Annotated in this window: 18 protein-coding genes; 5 read left to right on the forward strand and 13 right to left on the reverse strand. The window is 33.2% G+C overall.

The features are described 5' to 3' along the window. Positions 1-55: 55 nt before the first annotated feature. The 8 genes from HM981_RS15485 to HM981_RS15520 form a co-directional block, all read right to left on the reverse strand. Positions 56-991, reverse strand: a complete 936-nt coding sequence (locus HM981_RS15485) for a pyridoxal-phosphate dependent enzyme (protein WP_179339715.1) — start codon at positions 989-991, stop codon at positions 56-58. 39 nt (positions 992-1,030) lie between these two features. Then, entirely contained in the window at positions 1,031-1,813 is a 783-nt protein-coding gene (locus HM981_RS15490; protein WP_179339716.1) for an enoyl-CoA hydratase-related protein, read from the reverse strand. Positions 1,814-1,923: 110 nt separating this feature from the next. Further along, the gene (gene paaD / locus HM981_RS15495) at positions 1,924-2,421 is read right to left on the reverse strand and encodes a 1,2-phenylacetyl-CoA epoxidase subunit PaaD (protein ID WP_179313342.1); all 498 of its coding nucleotides are present in this window, start codon (positions 2,419-2,421) and stop codon (positions 1,924-1,926) included. A gap of 174 nt (positions 2,422-2,595) precedes the next feature. Further along, positions 2,596-3,348 (reverse strand): 1,2-phenylacetyl-CoA epoxidase subunit PaaC, encoded by a 753-nt coding sequence (paaC, locus tag HM981_RS15500; RefSeq protein WP_179339717.1) that lies wholly within the window; start codon positions 3,346-3,348, stop codon positions 2,596-2,598. A 171-nt stretch (positions 3,349-3,519) separates the two neighbouring features. Continuing rightward, entirely contained in the window at positions 3,520-3,810 is a 291-nt protein-coding gene (paaB, locus tag HM981_RS15505) for a 1,2-phenylacetyl-CoA epoxidase subunit PaaB (RefSeq protein WP_173586540.1), read from the reverse strand. Positions 3,811-3,906: 96 nt separating this feature from the next. Next, positions 3,907-4,863: a 1,2-phenylacetyl-CoA epoxidase subunit PaaA gene (gene paaA, locus HM981_RS15510; RefSeq protein ID WP_179339718.1), complete on the reverse strand. Its 957-nt coding sequence runs from the start codon at positions 4,861-4,863 to the stop codon at positions 3,907-3,909. A 108-nt stretch (positions 4,864-4,971) separates the two neighbouring features. Further along, positions 4,972-6,045: a 2Fe-2S iron-sulfur cluster-binding protein gene (locus tag HM981_RS15515; RefSeq protein WP_179339719.1), complete on the reverse strand. Its 1,074-nt coding sequence runs from the start codon at positions 6,043-6,045 to the stop codon at positions 4,972-4,974. A 62-nt stretch (positions 6,046-6,107) separates the two neighbouring features. Continuing rightward, on the reverse strand, positions 6,108-6,683 hold the full coding sequence (locus HM981_RS15520; protein WP_179313347.1) for a TetR/AcrR family transcriptional regulator: 576 nt from the start codon (positions 6,681-6,683) through the stop codon (positions 6,108-6,110). Between the two features lie 113 nt (positions 6,684-6,796). Here HM981_RS15520 and HM981_RS15525 point away from each other — a divergent pair, with 113 nt between their 5' ends. Next, entirely contained in the window at positions 6,797-7,105 is a 309-nt protein-coding gene (locus HM981_RS15525) for a rhodanese-like domain-containing protein (protein ID WP_179339720.1), read from the forward strand. Between the two features lie 3 nt (positions 7,106-7,108). On the opposite strand, the gene HM981_RS15530 is transcribed toward HM981_RS15525, so the two are convergent. Beyond that, positions 7,109-7,732 (reverse strand): DUF4230 domain-containing protein, encoded by a 624-nt coding sequence (locus HM981_RS15530; RefSeq protein ID WP_179339721.1) that lies wholly within the window; start codon positions 7,730-7,732, stop codon positions 7,109-7,111. 203 nt (positions 7,733-7,935) lie between these two features. Between HM981_RS15530 and HM981_RS15535 the strand changes: the two genes are divergently transcribed. Next, entirely contained in the window at positions 7,936-8,433 is a 498-nt protein-coding gene (locus HM981_RS15535) for a hypothetical protein (RefSeq protein ID WP_179339722.1), read from the forward strand. Between the two features lie 13 nt (positions 8,434-8,446). Here HM981_RS15535 and gldC read toward each other — a convergent pair whose 3' ends face one another. Together gldC and gldB are read right to left on the reverse strand one after the other, a co-directional pair. Then, positions 8,447-8,782: a gliding motility protein GldC gene (gene gldC / locus HM981_RS15540; protein WP_179339723.1), complete on the reverse strand. Its 336-nt coding sequence runs from the start codon at positions 8,780-8,782 to the stop codon at positions 8,447-8,449. Further along, the gene (gene gldB, locus HM981_RS15545; RefSeq protein ID WP_179339724.1) at positions 8,782-9,744 is read right to left on the reverse strand and encodes a gliding motility lipoprotein GldB; all 963 of its coding nucleotides are present in this window, start codon (positions 9,742-9,744) and stop codon (positions 8,782-8,784) included. Before gldB ends, gldC begins: the two co-directional genes overlap by 1 nt. A gap of 84 nt (positions 9,745-9,828) precedes the next feature. Between gldB and nadE the strand changes: the two genes are divergently transcribed. Both nadE and HM981_RS15555 read left to right on the forward strand, forming a co-directional pair. Further along, on the forward strand, positions 9,829-10,617 hold the full coding sequence (gene nadE, locus HM981_RS15550) for an NAD(+) synthase (RefSeq protein WP_179339725.1): 789 nt from the start codon (positions 9,829-9,831) through the stop codon (positions 10,615-10,617). Positions 10,618-10,753: 136 nt separating this feature from the next. After that, the gene (locus tag HM981_RS15555) at positions 10,754-11,386 is read left to right on the forward strand and encodes a response regulator (RefSeq protein ID WP_179339726.1); all 633 of its coding nucleotides are present in this window, start codon (positions 10,754-10,756) and stop codon (positions 11,384-11,386) included. Here HM981_RS15555 and dnaG read toward each other — a convergent pair. After that, complete coding sequence (gene dnaG / locus HM981_RS15560; RefSeq protein ID WP_179339727.1) at positions 11,383-13,374, reverse strand: DNA primase; 1,992 nt, start codon at positions 13,372-13,374, stop codon at positions 11,383-11,385. The genes HM981_RS15555 and dnaG overlap by 4 nt on opposite strands. A 124-nt stretch (positions 13,375-13,498) precedes the next feature. Between dnaG and HM981_RS15565 the strand changes: the two genes are divergently transcribed. Continuing rightward, complete coding sequence (locus HM981_RS15565) at positions 13,499-14,608, forward strand: DUF748 domain-containing protein (RefSeq protein ID WP_179339728.1); 1,110 nt, start codon at positions 13,499-13,501, stop codon at positions 14,606-14,608. Positions 14,609-14,702: 94 nt separating this feature from the next. On the opposite strand, the gene HM981_RS15570 is transcribed toward HM981_RS15565, so the two are convergent. Next, positions 14,703-15,800 carry a hypothetical protein gene (locus HM981_RS15570; protein ID WP_179339729.1) on the reverse strand — a complete coding sequence of 366 codons (1,098 nt, stop codon included), beginning with the start codon at positions 15,798-15,800 and terminating at the stop codon, positions 14,703-14,705. Positions 15,801-15,877 lie beyond the last annotated feature (77 nt).

Below are 15,877 nucleotides of genomic sequence, written 5' to 3' on the forward strand. Positions count from 1 at the left end.
TGACAAATTATTTTTTTTATTGATACCCTTCGACTGTGCTCAGGGTGACAGTTATCTAAAATGGCAGATTTTTCACATCTACATTACCACCAGAAATAATAATTCCGATGTTTTTAGTTGCAAATTCTTCTTTGTTATTTAATACAGCTGCAAAAGCTACTGCACTTGATGGTTCTACAATAATCTTCATACGTTCCCAAATCAACTGCATGGCATTGATAATTTCCTCTTCCTCTACACATATTATTTTCTCTACATGTTTTTGAATAATTGGAAAATTACGATCGCCTAAATTTGTTCGAAGTCCATCTGCAATGGTATTAAAACTTAGATTCGTTTCTATTTGACCCGAAATTAATGATCGATATGCATCATCAACAGCTTTAGGCTCGGCACCAATTACATTACATTTTTCAGAGAAATAATGTGTTGCCAAAGCAGTTCCTGCAATAAGACCTCCTCCACCAACAGGTGCTAGGATAATATCTAAATCTGGTTGCTCTTCTAATAATTCAATTGCTGCTGTACTATTACCATAAATAACCTCATCTTGATTAGATGGGTGTAAAAATGATGTTCCCTTTTCCTCTTTAACTTTATTAGCTGTTGCTTCTCTTGCTTGAGGTGTCGATTCACATTCTATGATTTCACCCTCATAAGTTTTAACTGCATCTTTTTTGACTTGTGGTGCATTTTCTGGCATTACAATGTATGCCTTCACATTTAACTTTTGAGCTGCTAATGAAACTGCTTGGGCAAAATTACCTGAGGAATGTGTTACCACACCACGTTCTCTTTCCGCATCAGAAAGTGAAAGAATTGCATTTGCTGCTCCTCGCATTTTAAAGGCTCCCATTTTTTGAAAGTTCTCACATTTGAAAAATAGATTACAGCCTGCCTCTTTATTTAGCAATTCTGAGGTTAGCACTGGTGTTTGGTGAATAAAAGGTTTTATTCGGTTGTGCGCTTCTATGAGTGTTTGTTTATTCATCCTATAATAGATTCCTGCCTTCGCAGGAATGACAAAACTTTAGTTTCCTTTAAAATTTGGTTGACGTTTTTCTATAAATGCAGCAACTCCTTCCTTGTAATCTTCAGTTTGTGCTGCTTCAATTTGTAACTTAGACTCAAACGCTAATTGAGATTCTAAATCATTGGTCATCGATTTATTGAATAATTCTTTAATCATACCCAATGCTTTTGTAGGCATGTTTGCCAGTTTCAAAGCTAACTTATTGACATCTTCTTCAAAACTTTCTAATGGAATCATTTTATAAATCATTCCCATTTTCTCTGCTTCTTCTGCTGAAATTTTATCGCCTAACATGGCTAATGCTAATGCTTTTTGAAATCCGATTAATCTTGGTAAAAAGAATGTTCCGGCACTATCTGGAACCAGACCTATTAAACTAAACGCTTGAATGAAACTTACTTTTTCATGTGCAACAACAATATCACAAGCTAAAGCAATATTTGCTCCTGCTCCTGCTGCAACTCCGTTTACAGCTGCAATTACTGGTTTTTTAATATTTCTAATTCTAGTAATTATTGGATTATAATGCTCTTCTAATATTTTTTTGAATCCAGGATTTAAATCTGGATCCGTCACTTCTTTTAAATCTTGTCCTGCACAAAATGCTTTTCCATTTCCAGTAAGAACAATTGCTCTAACCTCATCATTTGTTTCACAAGCATCTAAAGTATCGTGAAGCAAAAATGCCATTTCACGGTTAAAACTGTTGAATACTTCTGGTCTGTTTAGCGTGATGTATGCTATTTTATTTTCTATTTTTAAAAGTATGCTTTTATTCATATGTTTTTCTTTTATTGTGGATTCCTGCCTTCGCAGGAATGACAAAAATTTTATATGTTCTCGATACTAAATTGTTAAAAAGCAATTTCACTCGAACTGACATCGAATTTCTATTTTAAGCACTTGAAGTAATCAAATGGCTCTTGGCAATCGTCACACTGAAATTGTGCTTTGCATGCTGTGGAACCAAACTGACTTACTAATCTTGTGTTTTGTGAACCACAATTGGTACACTTCACTATCCTTTTATCATTAAGCAATACATCTTTATCTGCTTCTGCGTTTAAAGGTGCTGCTATACCATAATCTTCTAATGCTTTTCTTCCTCTTGGTGTAATCCAATCGGTGGTCCAAGCTGGTGCAAGAATTAATTCTATTTCTGAATCGTATCCTGCCACTTTTAATGCGGCTTTAATATCGTCTCCAATAACATCCATCGCTGGACAACCACTATACGTTGGTGTAATTTCTACTTTTACAATATTATTTTCTATGACTGCAGTACGTACCACTCCCATATCCATGATAGATAATACTGGGATTTCAGGATCTGAAACTTGTTCCAGAATTGGAATTAAGATTTGGTCTATGTTTTGTTCTGTTGTCATATTCATTTCCCGTGAAAACGGGAATTTTGCTTTATTACTTCTCGATACCATTCCGATAAAAAAATCGGAATCACTCGAAGTGACGTCATGTTTAACCGACTAACTTTTACTTTTTCGATTATGAGATTAGCTTTGCTGAACCTAAAGGTTTATCTGTCTTCTCAGGAATTTGTGTTACCATTCCATATTAGGATAAGCACGTTGCATATATTGAAGCTCTGCTAATAAATACCCTAAATGTTCGGTGTGAATGCCATCTTTTCCTCCTTTTTGAAACCACTTAGATTCTGGAATTTCAAGTGTTGCTTCTTCTAAAATTTCATTTACTTTTTTATAATAGGTCTCTTTAAGTTTTGTTACATCAACACCAATTCCTTCTGCAACCATTGCTTTATCTGCTTCGGTTTGATGAAATAACTCATCAGTATAGGTCCACAAACCATCAATAGCATCTTGCATTTTTGTTTTACTTTCCTCTGTACCATCTCCTAAACGTTTTATCCAGTCTCCTGAAAAACGTTCATGATAACTCACTTCTTTAATTGATTTTGTTGCAATAGCAGATAAAGTTAAATCTTTACTTTTTTCTAATTTCTGTAAAAACAATAAATGATATACATCAAATAAGAACTGACGTGCCATGGTATACGCAAAATCTCTATTGGGTTGTTCTACCAACAATACATTTACATATTCTCGTTCTTTACGAAGCATTGCTATATCATCTTCAGTTCTGTTATCTCCTGCAATTTTTGCTGCGTATTGAAAATAGCTTCGTACTTGTCCGAATAAATCTAATGAGATATTGGTGCAAGCGATATCTGTTTCTAGGCTTGGTCCATGTCCTGTGAGCTCTCCTAGTCTTTGTCCTAGGATCAGACTGTTGTCTGCGATTCCTAATATATAGTTGTATAGGTTTTGTTTCATTTTAAGTGCCCATAAAAATGGGTATCTATTTAATTACTTCTCGATATAATTCCAATAAAAAATCGGAATCACTCGAAGTGACGTACTTATTAATAATAAGATTCTTCCTTTGTTCTGAATGAGATTTAGATTCTCTTAATGAGATTCCTGCCTTCGCAGGAATGACAATTATTACATATGTTTTACCTCGTCCGGTAAATCATAAAATGTTGGGTGACGATAGACTTTATCTTGAGCAGGCTCAAACATTTCGCCATTATGTTCTGGGTTTGATGCTGTAATATTTTTAGATTCTACCACCCAAATACTTACACCTTCATTTCGTCTTGTGTACACATCTCTTGCATTTTCTAATGCCATTTCTGCATCTGCTGCATGAAGACTTCCAAAATGACGATGTTCTAATCCATTTTTACTTCTTACAAAGATTTCCCAAAGTGGCCAGTTTTTTTTATCAGACATAATTATATGTTTTGTTTCATCTTATTCTCGATATAATTTTCTTTGATTTCGACTGCTCATAAACTGACAGAAAATCACTCGAATTGACGATGAAATTTAAATTGCTTGTTTTTGTTTTCTTGCTTGCTTCTTTTCAGCATGTGCCATTGCAGCATCTCTAACCCATTCTCCTTCTTCCCATGCACCAACTCTAGCTTTCATGCGTTCTTTATTCATTGGTCCATGACCTTTTACGACTTGCCAGAACTCGTCCCAATTAATTTCACCGAAATCATAGCTTTGGCGTTCCTCGTTCCATTTTAAATCTGGATCAGGAATTGTAAGTCCGATTAATTCGGCTTGAGGAACCGTTTGATCTATAAATTGCTGACGTAAATCGTCGTTAGACTTACGCTTTAATTTCCATTTCATGGATTGTTCTGTATGAATAGATTCGGCATCTGTAGGACCTAACATCATTAAACTTGGCCACCACCAACGGTTTAAAGCATCTTGCGCTAATTCTTTTTGTTCTGGTGTTCCGTTTGCCAACTTCATCATGATTTCAAAACCTTGACGTTGATGAAAACTTTCTTCTTTACACACACGAACCATGGCTCTTGCATAAGGACCATAAGATGTATTACACAATGGTACTTGATTGATAATTGCAGCTCCGTCCACTAGCCAGCCTACAGCTCCCATATCTGCCCAAGTTACTGTTGGATAATTAAAAATGGAAGAATACTTCGCTTTTCCTGAATGCAATTGTTCATATAACTCATCGCGAGAAACCCCTAAGGTTTCACATGCAGAATAGAGATATAAACCGTGACCAGCTTCATCTTGCACTTTTGCTAAAAGTGCTACTTTTCGTCGCAAAGAAGGTGCACGAGTTATCCAATTGCCTTCTGGAAGCATCCCTACAATTTCGGAATGTGCGTGTTGTGACATTTGCCTAATATGCGTTTTACGATATTTTTCTGGCATCCAGTCTTTAGGTTCGATTTTCTCGTCTCTTGCGATACGTGCTTCGAATTGTGCTTCTAGATTTTTTATTTGTTCTTCACTCATGATTTTAAGCTTTTAGCTATTGGCTGTTGGCCTTTAGCTTGTTGAACTCTAACTTTTCTTTTTCAAAATATTATGGATTCCTGCCTACGCAGGAATGACAAGTCTTATTTACACATCGAAATCTACAATTACCTTTTCTGTTGTTGGTACTGCTTGGCAGCTTAAGACTAGGTTTTGTGAGACTTCTTTATCGCTTAACGCGTAATTTATTTTCATTTCGACTGCGCCTTCTTTCACTTCACATTTACAGGTGCTACAAACACCTCCTTTACAGGCGAATGGTAAATCGGCTCCTGCGCCTAAGGCTGCGTCGAGGATATTATCGTATTCTTTAGTCATGGTGAAGGTGAATTCTTTTCCGCCATCGACGATTACCACTTCAGTTCCTTCTACATTTTGTTTTGCTAGACGTTCTGCTCGCTTAATGTCTTCATCTGAAAGTCCGGTTACAAACAACTCTGAATGCACGAGCTCTTTTGGTAATCCTTTATTTATTAAATACTCGCTTACGTAGTTTACCATTTTTTCTGGTCCGCAAAGAAATACTTCACTTGTATCTGGAATATCAATAAATGTATTGGTAAGAATCTTCATCTTTTCATCATCGAATCTTCCGTTTAATAACTCAATATCTCTACGTTCTTTGGTTAAGAAATAATAAATTTCGAATCGTCCGAAATAAGTATTCCTAAGTTGCTCTAGTTCTTCCTTAAAGATAATGGATTTTGCGGTTTTATTGACATAAAATAATTTACATGTCGAATTTGGCTCTGCTTGCAAATGTGCTTTAACCATTGAGAGGACTGGTGTAATTCCACTTCCTGCTGCGAAAAACAAGTAGTTTTTGGGCTTTGACGCGTTGACTTCTACTCCGAATGTTCCGCTTGGTGCCATCACTTCTAATTGGTCACCCGTTTTTAGCGTTTCGTTTATATAAGTTGAGAATTTCCCACCAGGAATGAGCTTTACAGCAACTTTCCATTGACTATCTAATGGACTTGAGCAAAGTGAATACGAACGACGTACATCTTCTCCGTTAATGTCTGCTTTTAGAGTTAAATGCTGACCTTGACGAAATTTGAATGTATTATGTAATTCTATAGGAACATAAAAGGTTATAACCGAAGTATCTTCGGTTTCCTTATATATATCTTGAATTTTAAGCTTATAAAACTGTGCCATATGTATTTTTAAAACACTAAACTAACACTTGTTAGTTTGCTTGACAAAGTTAGTAAATAAATTTAAATCTGTTTTATGACACCTTTTATGAGAATTTCGTTGAGGTCATTGGTAAGTTCATTAAGGTGAATTGCTTCTTTTTTAGGAATCCATAAATAAAGCGAACGTAAGGTTGTTAAGATTGAAAACATCATTACATCTGGTTTTATGTCTGAAATTTCACCAGCTTTTATACCTTCAATAAGAATATTTCTGAAATCATTTTCGTAATCGCTACGCAACTTTTTGTAGTAGTTTAATCGAGCTTCTAGATGCATCCAATCGTGATTTAAAGCTGCCATACCGTAAATATTAGTACTAGATACTTCTACATGCAACGCTATAATTTCTTTTAACTTTTCGATGCAAGTAGCATTGCTTTCTCTTACAGAAGACATGCCTTCTGTAAATTGTTCTGCAATAGAAATGATAATACTTTCTAATATATCTTGTTTAGAATTGATATGATTGTAAAGGCTTGCCGCTTTTATATCCATGGCAGTTGCCAAATCTCGCATGGTGACCGCACTGTAACCTTTTTCTTTGAAGAGTTTAGCAGCTACTCTAATAATTTCTTGTTGACGTGTCTCTGGTTTCATAGTGAGGTAAAACACTAAATTTACAAGATTTTTAAGTAGAACACAATTATAATGTAACTTTGGTTACGAATGGTTTTATAAACTTTTCGGAAATTTGTTCAAAAATAAATACAATGGGAATATTTGATGCTTTATTTGGAAAATCGACTAACAACGTTGCTGAATACCTAGAAAAAGGGGCTGTTATTTTAGATGTTAGAACACCTAGTGAATACCAAGGTGGACATATAAAAAATGCGATTCACATTCCGGTTCAAGAACTAGGAAATAGAATTAACGAGATTAAAAGACTAAACAAACCTGTAATTGCCCATTGTGCTAGTGGCATGCGCTCTGCAAATGCTGCAAGTATTTTAAAATCTAATGGAATTGATGCCATAAATGGTGGCGGAATGGCAAGCTTACAACGAAAATTGGGCTAAATTTTAATTCAATATATTTTTTAGATTATTAAGTTCACTTAATTCTGAAATTGGACTTTGGTTATATTCTAAAGTCCAACCAAGAGAATTGGTCAACATAAAGAATTTTGATAATTCGCTAATCAATCGGTTTTGTGCATTAGACTTTAACTCTGATGCTTCAACTTTTTTCATTAGCGACTTTTTTACGGTTTCTTTTATATTATTGTAATCTTTGGCTTCAAATGGATTGAGGTAATCTGCTTGCATATCATAATATTCAAAATCTGGACTAATTTTAATTTCTTCTTTCGGAATGCTTAAGATTTTAAGTGTTTTTGTTTCTTCATCTATTTGATATTCAATTTTACTTAAATCGTACCCTATAGTTACATCTGCATTGACGATAACTACGGCTTTCTTTTCGGCTGAAATTAAATCCCCAAAAACACCTTTAGAGTTCTTGTAAGTAAACACTTCACTAAAATGCCCTTCGGTAACAACGAGTTTACCAACGTTTTTTATTTGTTCTTGAATTAAAGCTGTACTCTCTTTAAGTACAATTTTATCTTCTTGTTTATCATCACAATATCTAAAAGTGAATAGTACAACTAAAGTGATTATAACACCAAATAAGATTTTTCTCATAAGCTAATTTAGTAAAAATTAGATATTAAAGTAGCCAAATTCACATGCTTTTAAATCTTGTTTTTTTGCTTTATATCGTATTCCAACGTGTATCATCTTAAAAAAACGCATTCTATCTTAGAAATAATTAGTTAATCATATACTGTATTAACTTGAAGTAATAATTTTTTGATTATAGCCCTCAAATTTTAAATATATATGTTATGATAAAAAATATCTTCACACTTATTGTCCTACTCTCTGCCTTAAATATTTATAGTCAGGAATTTATCTTATTAAAAAACACCAACCCAAAAGCAAAAGAACTTAAGCACAATTTAAACACCGCCAAGGATAGCTTAATTCTAAACAGTGAAACCAAAATATTACAGATTGATATTTTTAACGAAGACTATGAAAACATAATCACTGTTAACGGTTTTACATCTAAAATTTCGTTGGCAAACATTCCGGAAGGTAAATTTGTTGTAGAAGCAAAACTATCAGATAAAACTATCATCTTAGGTTTAATGCGACGCAATTATCAAAAAGAACAAAAAAACGCAACGCTCCCTTTCACTAATAACGATATTGCTGAAGGAAAAGGTATGATGCTAGATGAAGAGCTAAACATTATAAAAAGCGCTCCAAATCAAAGTATTGCTTATCTACTAACACGCACACCAGTAAAAAAGCATCGCACAAAAACAAAAGGTAATTAATTCTGCATGTAAACTATTTTTTAAGCTCTAGTTTCTCAGCGAAATAATCACAAAAATCTTTCATTGTTTCTGTCATTTTTTCGTCTTGAGTTGCTCTTAAAAAAGAATCGCTCATAGTCACTAAAGTTTGATGAAAGAAAAGTTTCATCTCATCCACAGGCATATCCTTTGTCCATAAATCAATTTTTAACGTCTCTTGCTTCTTACTATCCCAAACCGATAGCAATATAGCTTTAGCTTCTTCGCCATCTACTCCTCCATCTTGTGCAGACCAATTTAATTTTTCTGGCACTCTATTTTCGTCCAATTCAACGTTTAATACTATTTTAGATTTTATAACTTTAGTCATTACTTTTTGGGTTTAAAATTTGCTTTTGTAAATATAACGTCAGGTTCCGTTTGCATAATTTTTAAAACATCTTCACCTGTAGTTTCGGCATAGGCTTTTACAATTTGCCAACCTAAGTACTGACCTAAACGCCCTGGAGACTCATTATCTAATTCAAGATAAAATTTAGAGAACGGAGCATCTGCTATAAACCGATTTGGTAATTTAGGATCTGTACTGTACAATAATTCTTTTTCAATAAAATAACTCCAAATCTCACTTTCATTAGCTTCAGCCCATTTTATTTGGTTTTCTGTGTAACCAATTCTTTCTGCAGCTGATTTAAACGGAATCATTACATCTTTAAAATAAAGTAACTTCCCGAAATAAATCATTTCATTTAATAACGTTCTTCTATTGGTTTGAAATATGTATTTGTTTGCATAACCATTGGTTACATCTACTACAATTTGATTTTTGGTCATGTTAGCACCAATGTACATTGGTATATTCTGATAAAATTCATGACTAGCTCCCAGGTAATTATCTAAAGCAATAAGCACTAGCGAATCATTTACGATAGTCTTATCTCTGTAAGCAACGTCATTTGTTAACGTAATAACTCTAGGTGCCTTAAATGTTTTATCGTAGTATTTTAAATGTTGAAATAAGCCTTTTAATTCTTCTTCTGATGTTTTAAAATTTGGAAACACCTTTTGCACTTCCTGTAGCAGCTCATTTTGCAACGTATCATTTATTCTATGAATCCAAATAGAATCTGGTACATGTTTAGAAAACAAAAAAGGATATGCTCCTTTTAACTGTGACAAATCGTTTGGTTTAGCCTCTAAAAATGCCTTATCAAAACGCTCAACATTAAAATCTATGTTAATTGCGGCAATTTCTTGTTCCACTTTAGAGTCCTTATCACAAGACACAAGCATCAACCCTAATATAAATATGATGTAATATTTAAGCTGCATTTGGTAAAACATTTTTAATCTTAACACGATTGCATTATTTTTGTTGTGCAAAGGTACGCTTCTTTGTTAAAAAATTAAAAAATTATGCAAACTGAAAAGGTAGTAGATCATATTGTAAAATGGCTAAAAGACTATGCCATAAAAGCCAACGTTAATGGTTTTGTTATTGGAATTTCAGGAGGTATAGATTCTGCTGTAACCTCAACACTGTGTGCTAAAACAGGATTAGAGCTTTTATGTATTGAAATGCCAATTCATCAAGCCGCTAGTCACGTCACTAGAGCCCAAGAACATATTGCGCAATTAAAAGCGCGCTTTCCTAATGTAAAAGATGCTCGTGTAGATTTAACTCCTGTCTTTGAAGAATTTAAAACTGAGGTAAGTTTAGAGGGCAACCAAGCTACGGTTGATATGGCTTTAGCTAATACGAGAGCACGTTTACGCATGACCACTTTATATTATCACGCAGGCCTTTTAGGTTACTTAGTTGCAGGAACAGGAAATAAAGTTGAAGATTTTGGAGTCGGTTTTTATACTAAATATGGTGACGGAGGTGTAGATTTAAGCCCAATTGCTGATTTATTAAAATCTGAAGTTTATGAAATTGGCGACAGCTTAAAAGTACCAGAATCTATAATGAAAGCTGCTCCTAGTGATGGTTTATTTGGCGACACACGTAGTGACGAAGATCAGATAGGTGCTACTTATCCTGAATTAGAATGGGCAATGCAGATGGAAGAGAACGGAAAAACTCCTGATGATTTTGAAGGACGAGAACGCGAAGCATTCAATATCTACTTACGCTACAACTCATCTAACAAACACAAAATGAACCCAATACCAGTTTGCGAAATTCCCAATAATTTAAAATAATCTTTGCATTTCACTACTTAAATCCGTTAATTAATTTAATTTTTAACTATTTTTACGAAACAAATCTTCACATTATTTAATAAGAATAGATATTAAATAATTATTAACCCTAACTAGAAACCAAAATATAATTATCATGATACGAATTCTTATTGTAGATAGTCACCCCATAGTTAGAACCGGATTAGAGCTATTTTTAAATAGCAAAGAAGATTTAAAAGTTATTGGTGCTTTAGGAAGTGGAATTGAAATATTTGAATTTATAAGACGAAATGAAGTCGATGTTATAATTTCTGAAATCGATTTACCAGAGCTTAATGGTATTACAGCACTTAGAGCAATTAAAAAAGAAAATAAATCTGTTCAAGTCTTAATGTTTAGTCATCAACCTGAAGAGATCTATGCCATAAGCACTATTAAAGCAGGAGCATCTGGTTATTTAAACAAAAAAGCTAGCCCTAGTGAAATTGAAGCTGCAGTAAGAAAAATAAGCACAGGTGGCACTTCTCTTAGTGAAAAAATGGACAAACATTTTCACTATGAAGATACACGAAAAAGTAGAAGTCGTATGTTTAAAAAACTTTCAACTAGAGAAGTTGAAGTCTTAAAACTACTTTCTATTGGTCGTAAAAACAAGGAAATAGCGGAAGAGTTAGATATCAATGAAAAAACAGTGAGTACATACAAAGCCCGTTTATTTAAGAAGCTTAATGTTACAAATATTGTAGACTTAATTCATCAAGCTAAGCACCATAATCTTACACACTAGCCTATTACTTTGCCCAGTTTTCGGGATAGTAGCATTTTAAGACCTACATATTCTTTAACATCTTCCATTATTGAGCGCAAATCTGCATTCTCATTTAAGGTTTCATTTTTATATTCCCCAACTTTCTTATCAATTAAATGACAACGCAAGGTTAAAATAGTCTGACTTACCAATTGCGAAACGGAATGGTCTTTTTCTTTAGGTATAATAAGATTACGCTCCCAATCGTGAAGATTATAACGCTCATCTTCCATTAGAATACTTGTTACAGTACTTGCAGTCTCTTGATCTAGTTGATTAATAAAGTTTTTTGTAGAAAACGTCACCTCTTGATTTAGCTTATCCATAATCGCATAATAAAGTGCTTGAAATTGTGGATTGGTAAACTGCATTTCATCATCTTGAAGATCCAAGTATATTTTTTCAAAAACACGTGTTTCTACTACTGTAGGTTTTGCAATTAAATCACCTGAAGCTTCATCTACCTGAAGCAATAAATCATCAAACTGCTCTGTTTTGTCTCCATAAAGCATTAATATTTCAATGATCTTCTTTTCTAGTTCAAATTGAACATCAACTTTTGGCTTACGACTCGATTCTTCATTCCTAAAAACTTCAAATGGAGGTTCATTTGGATCAGAAGAATTAGATGAAATATAAGACTTGGGTTTATTATTATCCTGAGTCTGTTTATTATTAATTTGTGCTAAGGTTGTAAAAAGAACACTTTCGCTAATATCCATAATACGCGCACATTCTTGGATATAGATTTCACGTTTTATTTGATCTGGAATCTTAGCAATACTATTTACAATATCACGAATAGTTTCTGCTTTTTTAATGGGATCATTATTCGCCTCCTTAACCAATAAAGAGGCTTTAAACTGAATAAAATCCTTTGCGTTTTCGTTAAGATATTCGGTAAGTTCTTCTAAAGTATTTGACTTAGAAAAACTATCAGGATCTTCACCATCAGGAAATGTACATACCTTAACATTTACTCCTTGTTCTAGTATTAAATCTATACCACGAATGGAAGCTCGCACACCTGCAGCATCACCATCAAAAAGAACCGTAATGTTATTGGTTAATCTATTAATTAATCGGATTTGATCTGGAGATAAAGCAGTACCAGAAGAAGAAACCACATTGGTAATTCCTGTTTGATGAAACTGAATAACATCTGTATAACCTTCTACTAAATAACAATTATCTTCTTTCGCAATACTTTGCTTGGCATTATATAAACCATACAAAACCTTACTTTTATAATAGATTTCGCTTTCTGGTGAGTTTAAATATTTAGCCGCTTTCTTATCGTTAGTTAAAATACGACCTCCAAAACCAAGAACTCTCCCACTCATACTATGAATAGGAAACATAACACGACCTTTAAAACGATCGAATCGTTTTTCGCCTTTTACAATCGTTAGACCACTTTGTTCTAAAAAATTAATTTGATATCCTTTTCCTAAAGCATCATCTGTAAAACCTTGCCACTCATCTAAAGAATACCCAAGATTAAATTTCTTAATAGTTTCGTCTGTAAATCCTCGCTCTTTAAAATAACTTAAACCTATTGCTTTTCCTTGATTGGTTTTATGCAAAACGTTCTGAAAGTAACTACTTGCATATTCACTAACCAAATACAAACTCTCTCGAGTATCTGCTTGTGCTTTTTCTTGATCTGTACGCTCGGTTTCTTCTATTTCAATATTGTACTTTTTAGCCAAATATTTTATAGCCTCAGGGTACGTAAAATGCTCGTGCTCCATTAAGAATGTCACAGCATTTCCGCCTTTTCCACTTGAAAAATCTTTCCAAATTTGTTTCACTGGAGATACTACAAAACTCGGAGAGCGTTCTTCACTAAAAGGACTTAAACCTTTATAGTTTGTACCTGCTTTTTTTAACTGCACAAAATCTCCAATAACCTCTTCTACACGAGCGGTTTCAAATACTTGGGCAATGGAATTTTGTGAAATCAAATTTAGAGTTTTAGCAAGTTTGTAAATTTAAGACAAAACAATTATTAAAGAAACTGTTATATCACAAATGTTAAACAATCTCCAAATAGAATTTTTAAATTACACTATTACTTAATTTTACATTATGAAAAAACAAAATTCAGATACAGACACTACTGCTTCTAAAAGAAAAATCTATAAGAAAAAACGCTATACTATACCTATAATTATCATCATCATATTAATCGGTGCACGATTATATTTACCATACTATGTTAAATCTGAAGTCAATAAAATATTAGCAGATTTACCTGGTTATTTTGGTGAAGTTGAAGATATAGATATAGCCTTATATCGTGGAGCTTATGTTATAGAAGGTGTATATCTTAATAAAGTTAATGCAAAAACTCAGGTGCCATTTTTAAATTTTCCAAAAACTGATATTTCTATAGAGTGGAAATCTATTTTTAATGGAGAAATTGTAAGTGAGATTATTATGGAAAATCCAGAGATCATTTACGTAATGGAAGACCAAAATACGGAAGGCAATACTGCAGATGCAGATGACTGGAGTAAAGCCTTAACAGATTTAGTTCCCATTGATATTAACAATTTTGAAATTCATAACGGAAAAATTGCCTTTGTAGAATTACAAGCAGATCCTAATATTGATTTACATTTTGAAAAACTAGAGCTAATAGCTAAAAACCTCCGTAATGTTTCTGCTAAAGATAGAACACTCCCTTCACCTATATATGCATCTGCCATCTCAATTGGTAATGGAAAAATGACATTAAATGGTAATGTGAACCTTATTAAAGAAATCCCTGATATGAATATAGAGTTTGGACTAGAAAAAGCAGATATAACAGCTCTAAACCCTTTTACCAGACATTATGCAGGTATAGATTTTGAATCTGGCACATTTGAATTGTTTAGCGAGCTAGCAATTGCAGATGGCTTTATGAAAGGCTATATGAAACCTTTAATCACCAACTCTAAACTCATTGGAAAAGAAGACGGCTTTCTAGGTGTATTATGGGAAGGCTTCGTTGGGTTCTTTAAATTTATTTTAAAAAATCAATCTACAGATACATTTGCAACTAAAATTCCTTTAGAAGGAGATTTAAATAACCTAGAAGCAAGTGTGCTTCCAAGTGTTATTAATATTTTTGGTAATGCATGGATAAAAGCCTACAAAGGAACCGTTGATGATGACATTGAATTTAAAGATGCTTTCAATGAGAAAAATTAGAAAGAATAAAAGTTAAAAAAACTATTATAGCTTACAAAAAAAAGCCTTAATCATAACAGATTAAGACTTTTTAGACACTCAAAAATAAATTGGTTTAGTCCATATCAAAACGTATACCTACTGAGATATTATTCTGATCTACTACCTGGTTCTTAAACAATGGATTAAGATCATACTTTACGTACAACGCAATTTCTCCTAAAGCAACATAACCACTTAAGCCATATACAAATTCGCTAACTTCATAACCACCACGTTGCTTCGTTTTAATTTTATCTCCTCCTTCTTTATACTTTAATTTTTGAATGCTACCCAAATTAAGACCTACATAACCACCTAAACCAAATTTTAATTGCTTGTAAGTTGAATATCTAAAGTAGTTGTCTTTTTCAATCTTTTTAGAAGGCCCAAATTCTATGTGCATGGGAAATACTAAATTTGTAGTTCTAAACTTTGCTTGGTCTAAATTTGAAGAGAATTCCTGTACTGAAATATCACCATCTGTATTTACTAAAAAATTGTTGTCTTTCATTTCAAATTTATTCCACTGAAAAGAGAAACCATACTTTAATCTCCAAAAGTTACTGTCTTCAAAAATTCTAGTTTTCCAAGCATAACCTAATTCATAGAAATCTGAACTTCCTATTTTGTATGGTGAATCTTCTAAGCTTTCACCATCAATTAAAGCATTATTAAATCCTAATGCAAAAACAACGTTTGTTGTTGTACGTCTGTCGTATTTTCTTGGCTTATCATTGGATTTTTCACCAAAATAAACAAAGCTCTCTTTCTCGTCTTCTCCAGCTCCTATTCGAAGTACAAACCCATCTCCATCGCCATCTTCTGTATTATAACCATCTTCATTACGTCCTAAAAGCGCAATTTTATTATCTACGATAGCCAAACGGTTTTCAATATTTAAAGCTCTGTTTTTCGCTGCTTCTTTTTTTAAAGTTTCTGCTTCTCCTGCAGTTATACTCCCTTTGTCTAAACGTTGATTAATCGCTTCTATTTCATATTTTAATGATTCACGTTCTTCGTTCTCAATATTTGTTTTGAGCTCATTAAGTGCTTTAATTTTTAATTGATTTACTGATGATTGAGTACTATCAACCTTTGTTTCTTGTCCTTGTGCTGTTGTAAATGTTAGCGCTATCACTAAGCAAACTACTAATCTTGTAATGTTATTCATAACTGTTCGTTTTTTGATTTATTGATTATTGATGATTTATTTTAATTTTGATTCTTCTATCTACCCTTTGACTCTAC

Source organism: Winogradskyella ludwigii (assembly GCF_013403985.1).
In the GTDB taxonomy this organism is placed as follows: domain Bacteria; phylum Bacteroidota; class Bacteroidia; order Flavobacteriales; family Flavobacteriaceae; genus Winogradskyella; species Winogradskyella ludwigii.